10 protein-coding genes are annotated in these 11,915 nt (G+C 56.5%); 8 read left to right on the top strand and 2 right to left on the bottom strand.

Translation table 11 applies throughout. From position 1 onward, the window contains the following. Positions 1-26: 26 nt before the first annotated feature. Positions 27-584 (bottom strand): tetratricopeptide repeat protein, encoded by a 558-nt coding sequence (locus ASD8599_RS06940; RefSeq protein WP_108827858.1) that lies wholly within the window; start codon positions 582-584, stop codon positions 27-29. 83 nt (positions 585-667) lie between these two features. Here ASD8599_RS06940 and ASD8599_RS06935 point away from each other — a divergent pair, with 83 nt between their 5' ends. The 8 genes from ASD8599_RS06935 (at position 668) to ASD8599_RS06900 (ending at position 8,723) form a co-directional block, all read left to right on the top strand. Then, a complete protein-coding gene (locus ASD8599_RS06935; RefSeq protein ID WP_108827857.1) occupies positions 668-958 on the top strand; it encodes an SCP2 sterol-binding domain-containing protein in 291 nt (96 codons plus the stop codon). Positions 959-963: 5 nt separating this feature from the next. Then, positions 964-1,920, top strand: a complete 957-nt coding sequence (locus ASD8599_RS06930; RefSeq protein WP_108827856.1) for an alpha/beta hydrolase — start codon at positions 964-966, stop codon at positions 1,918-1,920. A 69-nt stretch (positions 1,921-1,989) separates the two neighbouring features. After that, the gene (locus ASD8599_RS06925; protein WP_108827855.1) at positions 1,990-3,012 is read left to right on the top strand and encodes a ligase-associated DNA damage response exonuclease; all 1,023 of its coding nucleotides are present in this window, start codon (positions 1,990-1,992) and stop codon (positions 3,010-3,012) included. Beyond that, positions 3,009-4,601: an ATP-dependent DNA ligase gene (locus ASD8599_RS06920; RefSeq protein WP_108827854.1), complete on the top strand. Its 1,593-nt coding sequence runs from the start codon at positions 3,009-3,011 to the stop codon at positions 4,599-4,601. The genes ASD8599_RS06925 and ASD8599_RS06920 overlap by 4 nt, the downstream gene beginning before the upstream one ends. Next, entirely contained in the window at positions 4,594-5,472 is an 879-nt protein-coding gene (locus tag ASD8599_RS06915) for an amidohydrolase family protein (protein ID WP_108827853.1), read from the top strand. The genes ASD8599_RS06920 and ASD8599_RS06915 overlap by 8 nt, the downstream gene beginning before the upstream one ends. A 191-nt stretch (positions 5,473-5,663) precedes the next feature. Further along, a complete protein-coding gene (locus ASD8599_RS06910; protein WP_108827852.1) occupies positions 5,664-7,484 on the top strand; it encodes a M3 family oligoendopeptidase in 1,821 nt (606 codons plus the stop codon). Continuing rightward, positions 7,481-7,954 (top strand): GNAT family N-acetyltransferase, encoded by a 474-nt coding sequence (locus tag ASD8599_RS06905; RefSeq protein WP_108827851.1) that lies wholly within the window; start codon positions 7,481-7,483, stop codon positions 7,952-7,954. Before ASD8599_RS06910 ends, ASD8599_RS06905 begins: the two co-directional genes overlap by 4 nt. A 100-nt stretch (positions 7,955-8,054) precedes the next feature. Beyond that, complete coding sequence (locus tag ASD8599_RS06900; RefSeq protein WP_108827850.1) at positions 8,055-8,723, top strand: YARHG domain-containing protein; 669 nt, start codon at positions 8,055-8,057, stop codon at positions 8,721-8,723. Between the two features lie 36 nt (positions 8,724-8,759). Here ASD8599_RS06900 and ileS read toward each other — a convergent pair whose 3' ends face one another. Then, positions 8,760-11,660: an isoleucine--tRNA ligase gene (gene ileS, locus ASD8599_RS06895; RefSeq protein WP_108827849.1), complete on the bottom strand. Its 2,901-nt coding sequence runs from the start codon at positions 11,658-11,660 to the stop codon at positions 8,760-8,762. Between the last annotated feature and the right edge of the window lie 255 nt (positions 11,661-11,915).

Genomic DNA, 11,915 nt, shown 5'->3' with positions numbered 1-11,915 from the left:
TTCGACTTCATCCCATGCGGTGGGCGTTAAAGCGTACGCCCAATGCCTTCACGCTCCAGACGCTTTAGCGCATCGGTGGCGTTTTGATGATTGGGATGCAAGTCCAAAACAGCCTGAAAGGCTTGTTCGGCCCGGTACAGATCGTCAAATTCGCTGAAAATAACGCCCAACCCGAAGATCGCGTTGTAGTTGTCGGGGTTGAACTGCAAAGCCTTTTGCAGATCGACAATCGCGGGACCGTATTTGCCGGACTGGAAATAGGCGGTCGCCCGCCCATGGTAGCCTTCGGCAAACTCCGGGGCGTGGTCCACAAGTGCAGTAAAGTGCTCAATCGCGGCGGTGTAGTCTTGTGATTCCATCGCATCACGGCCGCGGCGCAACAGCAAGTCAAGTGCAGTAGAGCCCGATTTGGACCATGCCAGCTCAAGGGCGCGTTCCACCTGTTTGGCCTGCGTGGCGTCAGCTGTTTTCAGCTGGTCCAACAGATCGGGAACAGTCCCTTCCGCGCTAAGGGGTAAGGAAAAACTGACTACAATTGCGGTTGCCGCAACGATAGGTTTGAGATTGCGTGTAATGATGCCCATACTATCAATGTAACAGGCGGCTTAGACAATTCCAGTGATCCTTTGCCGCCGCACATCACAATCAGGCCAAAAGGGCATTAAAAATGAGCGACGTAGTCTCCCAAGCTGTTGAAGCATTGAACGAAAAACTTGGTGGTGACGGTTTTTCCGGCACAGCAAAATTCGAGATCGAAGGCGAAGGATCGGTCATTATCGATTCGAACGGGGCGCGTGCCGGTGATGACGACGCCGACGTGACCATGACGGCAGACGTCGAAACCTTCCAAGGCATCATGTCCGGCGACACAAACCCGACAAGCGCCTTCATGACAGGCAAGCTGAAGGTCGACGGCGACATGGGCATGGCGATGTCTTTGGCCTCTTCTTTGGCATAAACTATATGTCCCTTTCCATTGCCCCCCTGTTCACTGACGTTTGTGCAGGTCCCCCAAGCGGAGCTGCGTTTTGGGTGCACACCGAAGACGGTTTGCGCCTGCGCTTCGGGGCATGGAACCGCGAAGGGACCAACAAAGGCACCATTCTGGTGTTTCCCGGCCGCACCGAATACGTGGAAAAATACGGCCCCGCAGCGTGCGAATTCGCGGCCCGCGGCTATGCAACGGTGGCCATCGACTGGCGCGGCCAAGGCTTGGCCGACCGCATGCTGGATGATCCGCGCATTGGTCACGTTGGTGATTTTGAAGATTACCAAAAAGACGTGGCGGCCATCATGGACGCATTGGACCAGCTTGATTTGCCCAAGCCCTATTTCATGGTGGGCCATTCCATGGGTGGCTGCATCGGTTTGCGCGCCCTTTACAACGGCTTGGACGTGGCGGCCTGTGCGTTTACGGCCCCCATGTGGGGCATCCGCATATCACCCTTTTTGCGCCCGCTCGCTTGGGCTTTGGGGCATTCTATGCCTGTTATGGGGCAGGATCACAGGATCGCACCGACCACCTTTCCCGAACCCTACGTGCATATCGCGCCCTTCGAAGACAACAAGCTGACCACAGATCCCGACACCTACACGCGCCTGCAAGACCAGCTTACAGCCCATCCCGGTCTGGCATTGGGGGGCCCAAGTTTCGCATGGCTGCGCAAAGCGTTGTTCGAAACCCAGGACCTTGCAAAATTGCCTGCACCGAACCTGACTTGCGCCACATTCCTTGGCACAAACGAACGTATCGTTCACGTCCAGCGCATTGAAGACCGTATGGCAGGCTGGGAAAATGGCACGCTTGTGATGGTCGAAAACGGCGAACATGAAGTCTTGATGGAAACGCCACAGATGCGCGCCAGCGTGTTTGACGGCATAGCCAAGACATTTCGATCGGTGACAACGCCCGCAGCGTGATCCCTGCGCCCCGCCGTCTTGCGCAAAAACACCCCTAGAAAACCGGCCTGTCCACGCTAACTTAATGGCATGAAACCATTGGCCCTGACATTCACCGACCGCGGCATTTACTGTGCTGCGGGCGACTTCTACATCGACCCGTGGAAGCCCGTCGCACGGGCCCTGATCACGCATGGACACGCCGATCACGCACGGCCCGGTCACGGCTCATATTTATGCACCGACTTGGCAGCCCCCGTCATGCGTCACAGGCTGGGCGACATCAAGATCGACACCGTGCCATACGGAACACCCCTGCGCATCGGAGACGCCACGGTGTCTTTCCATCCCGCCGGACATGTCCCCGGCAGCGCCCAAATCCGCGTCGAAGTAAAAGGCGAAATCTGGGTCGCATCAGGTGACTACAAGGTTGAGAACGACGGGCTGTCCACACCTTTTGCTCCGGTCAAGTGCCATCACTTCATCACCGAAAGCACCTTTGGTTTGCCCGTGTTTCGCTGGCAACCACAAGCCGTAATTGCGAACCAGATCAACACATGGTGGGCCGCGTGCCGGGATGCAGGCCAAACCGCGTTTTTGGGGGCCTATGCATTGGGCAAAGCGCAGCGGTTGCTGTCTATGCTTGATCCGGACATTGGCCCGATTTTGACGCACACTGCGGTTGAAAACACCAATGAGATTTTGCGCGGGCAAGGTCTTCGTTTGCCCGATACGATCCGCGCCGATGCAAGCCTTGATCCCAAGGCGCACCCCGGCGCGCTGGTGCTGACGGTGCCATCCGCTTTGGGCAGTGCATGGGCGCGAAAATTCGGACCGCAACAGACTGCATTTGCCTCGGGCTGGATGGCGATGCGCGGTGTGCGCAGACGACGGTCGGGCGACCGAGGCTTTGTCATTTCGGACCATGCGGACTGGGATGGCCTGCTATCTGCCATCCAGCAAACCGAAGCGGAAAATATATACGTAACACATGGTTACACTGATACCTTTACGCGCCACTTGAATGAATGCGGCTGGAACGCCCAAGTGATCCCGACACAGTTTGAAGGCGAAAGTCTTGATGCCAGCGCTGCGGAAGAAGACGCCGCATGAAGCAGTTCGCCACCCTGTTTTCCGCCATCGACCAAAGCACGAAAACGAACGCCAAGGTTGCGGCTATGGCGCGTTATTTCACACAGGCCAGTGACACGGATCGCCTTTGGACAATCGCGATTTTTTCCGGCCGCCGCCCAAAGCGCGCCGTCACCACCACCAAACTACGCGAATGGGCGTCCGAGCGTGCAGGCATTCCCCTGTGGCTCTTTGAGGAATGCTATCCGGTCGTAGGCGATCTGGCCGAAACCATCGCATTGGTTTTGCCCCCCGCCACCCATAATATTGACCGATCTCTGTCCGATTGGATCACTATTTTACGTGACCTGAAAGACGCGGAAGACGACGTTAAAAAGCAAACGGTTCTGGACGCATGGGACGGGTTGCCGACAACGGAAAGATTTTTGTTCAACAAACTGATCACAGGCGGGTTTCGAATTGGTGTCAGTCAAAAACTGATGACACGCGCATTGGCGCAGGCCACCGACAAGCCAGAGGCCGAATTGGCCCATCGGTTGATGGGCGACTGGACGCCAGACACGATCACATGGCACGCCTTGATTGAGGCGGAAGATGCCAGCGCACACGCCTCGCGCCCCTATCCATTTTATCTGGCCCATGGACTGGAAGACAGCCCTCAGGCTTTGGGGCCACCAGACGACTGGCAAGCCGAATGGAAATGGGATGGCATACGCGGGCAGCTTATCTTGCGCGACAACCGGTATTTCGTGTGGTCGCGTGGTGAAGAACTGATGACCGACCGTTTTCCCGAATTGGCCCGCGCACTTGATCTGCTTCCGCAGGGCACCGTGCTGGACGGCGAAATTTTGGTATGGGGTGAAGGTGGGCCACAATCGTTCAATGCTTTGCAAAAACGCATCGGGCGCAAAACCGTCCCGAAAAAGCTGCTTCAGGACGCACCGGTGGTTTTATATGCCTATGACGTTCTGGAATGGGGCGGACAGGATCTGCGCGAAACCCCTTTGGAGGCGCGGCGCGACATTCTGGAACGCGCCCTCGCTGACGTGCCGGATGATGCACCGGTGCGCCTGTCCCCTACTGTGCCCTTTACCGCTTGGGACGATCTGGCCGCGATCCGTGCGGACGCGCGCGCCGCCAGCGCAGAAGGCTTGATGCTGAAGCGCAACGACAGCCCCTACAGGATCGGGCGTAAAAAAGGCGATTGGTGGAAATGGAAGCTGGATCCGCTAACCATAGACGCGGTGATGATCTATGCTCAGGCCGGTCACGGGCGACGGGCCAATCTGTTTACGGATTACACCTTTGCGGTCTGGAACGGCAATGAACTGGTGCCATTCACCAAAGCCTATTCGGGGCTCAAAGATGAAGAGTTCCGCAAAATCACCGCTTGGGTCAAAAAGAACACGCTGCAACGCTTTGGTCCTGTGCGACAAGTGACACCGCACCATGTGTTTGAAATCGCCTTTGAAGGTATTCAAGCCAGCACACGTCACAAATCAGGGGTCGCTCTCAGGTTTCCACGGATGCTGCGTTGGCGGCAGGACAAACCTGTGCAAGAAGCAAACACACTGGATGACTTGAACGAGATGCTTGCGACCTATGGATAAACCCGACGCACAAATGCCGCCACGACCCACGGCCCCAAAGATACAGTTGCCGAAAGGCGCGTGTGATGCCCATGTGCATCTGGTAGCGGGCCGCGATGACTTTCCCCTTTGGGAGGGTCGCGTAGAAAACCCCGCCCCCGGACCAAACTTTAACCAATGGTTAAGCTTGTACCAGCAACATCTTGATATCATGGGATTTGAGCGCGGCGTTATTGTGCACTCGATCCTGTATGGCACGGACAACTCAGTCACGGTCGCGGCAGTGCGGCGCATGGGGAGAAACTTCAAAGGTGTGGGCCTGCTGCCCGACGGGGCGACGGAAACACAGATAGACCAATTCGCCGAATGGAACATGTGCGCCGTGCGGCTGAACTATGTGCATGGCGGCGTGCTGACGTGGGACGGGGCCAAAGCAATGGCGCCCGCACTGGCCGACCGCGGCCTGCACATTCAAATGCTCTGCCACGCCGATCAGCACATGGACGCCTTGGCGGCAGACATCAAATCCTTGCCAGTGCCAGTGGTCTTCGATCACATCACATGGCCCACACAAGGGCTCGCCGCGGATGGAAGAGGCATCGACACGTTGTGCGCCCTTCTGGACAGCGGGAAGATCTGGATCAAATTGTCGGCGCTTTACCGCATGTGCGACGCCCCCTTTGACGCAGCGGCAAAGCTGGTAGAGCGATTGATCAGAACAAATCCGGATCGTTGTCTGTGGGGGTCGGATTGGCCCCATCTGATGCTCAACGGTGCGGACATGCCCAACGGCGCAGATTTGTTGGACGCACTCGACAACGTCGCATCGACACAGGATCGTCAAAAGATCTTCGTGGACAATCCAAAAGCACTTTTCAAATTCGCAGATTGATTTCTTCTTGCCGAAAATATCTCGGGGTGTGCGCGAAACGCGCGAGGGGCAGAGCCCCTGCAGCCGAAGCTGGCACGCGCAAATCTTACGTTTTAACCTTGCCCTAACGCCATAGGCTTCATACCTATAAATCTGTAAAAAACCGGCAGCTCGTACACGCAGATGCCGGCCCAAAAGAAAGGTTTCCTTCAATGTTCCAACTGCCCTTCCCCGTTCGCGATGCACATGCCGACACCGGGGGCGAACCGCTGGGCAATTTGCCCGAATGGAACCTTGATGACCTTTACACCGGCGAAGATGCGCCCGAGTTGAAGCGTGATCTGGACTGGCTGGAACAGGCATGTGCCTCATTCGCCACAGACTATGAAGGCAAATTAGACACACTCGACGCCGCTGGCTTGCTGGACTGCGTGCTGCGCAACGAAAAGATCAATCAGGTCGCAGGCCGGATCATGTCTTACGCTGGCTTGCGCTACTACCAGCTGACCACAGACGCGGGTCGCGCAAAATTCATGTCTGACGCGCAGGAAAAAATAACCAATTACACCACGCCGCTGGTCTTTTTCACGCTGGAACTGAACCGCTTGGACGACAGCCATATGGAAGGGTTGCTCGCTGAAAACGCGGACCTCGCCCGCTACAAACCTGTCTTTGACCGCATCAGGGCCATGAAGAAATACCAGCTTTCAGACGAGCTGGAAAAGTTCATGCACGACCTCGGCGTGGTCGGGGACGCATGGGAACGGCTGTTCGACGAAACCATTGCTGGGCTTGAATTCGAGGTCAACGGTGACGCGCTGAACATCGAAGGCACGCTAAACCTGCTGACCGACCCCGACCGCACCACCCGCGAGGCGGCCAGCCGCGAATTGGCTGCTGTCTTTGGCAAGAACATCAAAACCTTTGCGCGTGTGCACAACACACAGGCCAAGGAAAAGGAAATCATCGACCGCTGGCGCGGCATGGAGACGGCCCAAACCGGACGGCACCTCAGCAACCACGTCGAACCCGAAGTTGTCGAGGCCCTGCGCAACGCAGTGGTCAACGCCTACCCCAAACTCAGCCATCGCTACTATGAGCTGAAACGCAAATGGCTGGGGCTGGACAAAATGCAGGTCTGGGACCGCAACGCCCCCCTACCGATGGAAGACACCCGTGTCGTGGACTGGGCGCAGGCCGAAACCATGGTGATGGACGCCTACAACGCTTTTGATCCGCGTATGGGTGAAATCGCGGAACCCTTCTTTTCCAAAGGGTGGATCGACGCGGGTGTGAAACCCGGCAAAGCGCCCGGGGCTTTCGCCCACCCGACCGTCACAGACGTGCACCCTTATGTGATGCTTAACTATCTGGGCAAGCCACGCGATGTGATGACACTGGCCCACGAATTGGGCCACGGCGTGCATCAGGTGCTGGCAGCGGGGCAAGGCGAAATGCTGTCCTCGACCCCTCTGACGTTGGCCGAAACCGCGTCTGTTTTTGGCGAAATGCTGACCTTCCGCACCATGCTCGACAATGCCAAAACCACGTCTGAACGCAAAGTTCTGCTGGCTGGCAAAGTCGAGGACATGATCAACACCGTTGTGCGCCAGATCGCCTTCTACGACTTTGAATGCAAACTGCACGCGGCGCGTGCGCAGGGTGAACTAACGCCGGAAAATATCAATGACATCTGGATGTCCGTGCAAGGCGAAAGCCTTGGACCAGCCTTCGAATTCATGGACGGCTATGAAACCTTCTGGGCCTATATCCCGCACTTCGTCCACTCGCCTTTCTACGTCTACGCCTACGCCTTCGGAGACGGCTTGGTGAACGCGCTTTATGCAGTCTACGCTGAGGGCGACGCAGGGTTTGAAGACAAATACTTCGACATGCTCAAAGCAGGCGGATCCAAACACCACAAGGACCTACTGGCCCCCTTCGGGCTTGATGCCTCAGACCCGAAATTCTGGGACAAAGGCCTGTCGATGATCTCGGGCTTCATTGACGAATTGGAAGCCATGGAAGAGTGAACGTCACCCTCTATCCTCTGACGTCCAATGACCTGCCACGCGTCGCCCATCTGCGCGTGGCCCCCGACCAAATTCGATTTTCTGGCACAGTGCATGAGGCCTTCGCGGCAGCCGAACCACTGGTCGATTTCCATGCCATCGCTGTGGACACAGACACCGTAGGCTTTTTCAAGATCGACCGCGGTTACCACAAGAACTACCCGTTTGCAGGCCCCAGCGATGTTGGCCTGCGCGCATTTCTTATTGACCTGCACCACCAGGGCAAAGGGTTAGGCGCCGCCGCTTGCGGCGCCCTACCCGCCTACCTGAACGCCCACTATCCAAACGCCAAGATGTTGTGGCTGACGGTAAATATGATCAACCCGGCCGCCATTCGCAGCTACATCAAGGGTGGATTTACTGATACCGGCAACACATGGCCCCACGGCGACGCCGGACCACAGCGCATCATGCGGCTTGCCATATGCTAAGGTTGAAACAGTACCTCACCTTAAAGACCCAAACGAAATCATTGCATTTGACGAGATAGATTTTTACGCTCAGCGAAATATAGTCAGTTTCGGGTGTTCGATGTCTTTTTTCAAACCGCTTTTTGTCAGTGTTCTTATTGCTTCCGCCGCATCCGCCGTCCCTGCCAAGGCCAATGAATGCATGGCCCTTTGGCTTGAACGAAATGCAATTTTCAAAAACGCCGGGTACTGCTTTGGATCTGCATTGGGCCAAGGCGTTTTTGGCAACTCTGGCTGTTTCACCAAAAACCCGAACATTGGCAGTTCAAACAAATCCCGCGTTGCCCGCATCAAAAGCCGCGAATCCGCTTTGGGATGTGCTGCACAGAAAAAGCGCTGGTCCGTCAGCGGCGTTCGGAACTACGCGTCGCAATTGGCCGGAACCTCATCGCGCACACCTGCGCCACAGCCGCGCAAACCTGCTTGTCGCCAACAGGCAGAAATTTATTTCAACATCGCAAGCCGGTTGGAAAGCGTCCATGATTTGCAAGTGTCAGCCCCTTGGTATGTGACTGTCAGCGTGTCCGGATCGCAGGCCTTTCTCTATGCCAACGGCAGCAATTGCATTAGCGGCAACTACAAATACAGCTATACGGCAGAAGTTGATGATCTTGGCGACAACCCCGTCAAACGCTTTTCCGGCGGGTTCAGTCTGGGCAGTCAGACGCGCCACTGTGAGGTGAATATCACCTTCTACAATGGCGCGACGAACCTGTATTGCCAACAATAGTCTTGCTAGACGGCTGAGCAAAGCAGCGTTTGCGCTTTAGCTCAATGCGTCCGAACACCGCCCGCACACAGCCTCATGCGTGAAGCTGCCGACATCCGGCAACACCTTCCAGCACCGTGCACATTTCTGGCCTTCCGCTTTGGCAAACACGACAGACACACCGTCTACGTCGGGCAAGGTAAACGCACCCTCGGGGGCCGCACCGTCCGTCACCTCGATTGAAGATGTGATGCAGATGTCATCAAAGCGTTCCGCCTGCAAAGCTGCACGCAGCGCATCATCCGCAACGAACACAGTTGGTCCCGCCTCCAACGACGCACCAATCACCTTCTCGGTGCGCTGCACCTCCAACGCTGCCGTCACAACACGGCGCGCGGATCGAATTCCAGACCATTTCTGAGCCAAAGCTTCATTGCGCCACCCCTCGGGGGTTTCGGGCATATCGGTCAAATGCACGGAACTGTCTGCGCCGGGATACCGTTCCAACCAGACCTCTTCCATGGTGAACACCAACACAGGCGCCAACCAAGCGGTCAGCCGGTGAAACAGAATGTCCAGAACAGTCAGTGCCGCGCGGCGCTGCACGGTGTCGCCATCACAATAAAGCGCATCCTTACGCACGTCGAAATAAAACGCCGACAAGTCTACGGTGGCAAAGGTAAACACCGCCGAGAACACGCGCTGGAAATCAAACGCTGCATAGCCAGTACGCACAACCTCGTCCAACTCGGACAAACGGTGCAACACCCACTGCTCTAGCTCCGGCATATCGGCAGGATCCACACGGTCGCTTTCCGTGAAATCGTTCAACGATCCCAGCATATAGCGCATGGTGTTGCGCAAGCGGCGATAGCTGTCTGCCACACCTTTCAGGATTTCAGGCCCGATCCGCTGATCCGCGGTATAATCGGTCTGCGCCACCCAAAGACGCAGGATATCCGCACCGTATTGTTTGACAACTTCCTCGGGGACGATGGTGTTGCCGATGGATTTGGACATCTTCAAACCCTTGGAATCCAAGGTAAATCCATGCGTCACAACATTGCGGTAAGGTGCCCGCCCCGTGGTGCCCACAGATTGCAAAAGTGACGAATGGAACCAGCCACGGTGTTGGTCGGTGCCTTCCATATACACATCTGCAATGCCGTCTTCGGTGCCATCTTCACGATCACGAAGGGTGAAGGCATGGGTTGATCCGGAATCGAACCAAACGTCAAGAATATCCGTGACTTGCTCGTAGCCATCCACATCCACAAGACCGCCCAGAAAGCGCTCTTTCGCGCCTTCGGCATACCACGCATCGGCGCCTTCAACTTCAAAGGCCTCCGCAATGCGGGCATTCACGTCGGCGTTGCGCAACAGAAAATCATCCGCCGTCGGCAGCGCGCCTTTCTTGGTGAAACAGGTCAGCGGCACACCCCAGGCGCGTTGGCGCGACAGAACCCAGTCAGGCCGCGCTTCCATCATCGAATGCAAGCGGTTGCGGCCCGCTTTCGGCGTCCAGTTCACATTGTCGATCTCGGTCAGCGCACGTTCGCGGATGGTGGTGCCATGCATGTCCAAGCCGTCGCCCACAGGCTTATCAATCGCCGCAAACCACTGCGGCGTGTTGCGGTAGATAACAGGCGCTTTCGACCGCCACGAATGCGGATAGCTGTGCTTGATCTTGCCCCGCGCGAGCAAGCCGCCAACCTCAACCAACTTGTCGATCACCGCTTTGTTGGCATCCCCTTCACCGCCTTTGCGGGACAGGATGTATTTGCCCCCAAAGAACGGCAGATCATCGCGGAAACCACCATCGTCCTTAACGTTGTAGGTGATGACCTGAGACAACATGTTCAGATCGCGATACAGCTCATATTCCTCCATCCCGTGGGAGGGCGCACAATGCACAAAACCTGTGCCTTCAGTGTCGGTGACAAACTCGGCGGCGCGGAAATCACGCAGATCGTCCCATTCGCCGTTGCCACCTTCAGCGCCATGCAGCGGGTGCTTGAGCGAAACGCCCTCAAACTCGGCGACATCCACATCGCGGACGCGGGTCCATTGCCCGTCTTCCAGACGCGCACGCCCAAAAACATCCGCCGCCTGATTGTCGGCCAACAGATAGCGATCCCCGACAGAGGCCCAGCATTCATCAGGCGTTTCGGTCACCTCATAAAGGCCATAGGACATGCCTGCACCATAGACGACAGCCTTGTTGGACGGCATGGTCCAGGGGGTCGTGGTCCAGATCACCACCTTTGCGCCTTCCAACTCACCGCCACCCACAACATCAAACTTCACCCAGATCGTGAAACTGTCCTTGTCGTGATACTCAACCTCGGCCTCAGCCAGAGCCGTCTGCTCCATCGGCGACCACATCACAGGCTTGGAGCCCTGATAAAGCGTGCCATTCATCAGGAACTTCATGAACTCTTCGGCGATCACGCGTTCGGCGTGGAAATCCATGGTCAGATAGGGGTTTTCCCAATTGCCGGTGATGCCCAAACGCTTAAATTCCTCGCGTTGGATATCAACCCAACCTGCCGCAAACTTACGGCATTCACCGCGAAATTCGTTGATCGGCACCGCATCCTTGTTCTTGCCCTTCTTGCGGTATTGTTCTTCGATCTTCCACTCGATGGGCAGACCGTGACAATCCCAACCGGGGATGTAACGCGCATCAAAGCCCATCATCTGGTGGGAACGGACGATCATGTCCTTGATGGTTTTGTTCAGCGCATGACCGATGTGCAAGTGGCCATTCGCATAGGGGGGGCCATCATGCAGGGTGAAAGGTTTGCGACCACCCTTTTCACGCAAGCGATCATAAACCCCAATATCGGCCCAACGTGTCAGCCATTCAGGTTCGCGTTTGGGCAGACCTGCACGCATGGGGAAATCAGTCTTGGGCAGGTTCAGGGTTTGTTTATATTCGGGGGTGTCGGCGCACATATCAGGCGTCCTTCGGATCAGGGAATGTCAAGGATGGGGAACGGTGCGATGGCTCAAGCACCTAAGGCCCGGCGTCTCATGGTTCAGAGCGCCGGGGATATAATTCGCATAATGATCATTTGACCAAACATAGGCGCTGTATAAGCAGCGCAAACAAGGCTCACAAGCCCAGAGTTCTTCCCCGCCCCCTTCTTTTCGCCCCAAATATCCCGGAGCGCGAGGCAGCGCCTCGTAGGGCGCACACTGTGCGCAAAA

The organism is Ascidiaceihabitans donghaensis, assembly GCF_900302465.1.
GTDB classification, from domain to species: domain Bacteria; phylum Pseudomonadota; class Alphaproteobacteria; order Rhodobacterales; family Rhodobacteraceae; genus Ascidiaceihabitans; species Ascidiaceihabitans donghaensis.
This window is presented reverse-complemented; position numbering and strand designations above follow the sequence as displayed.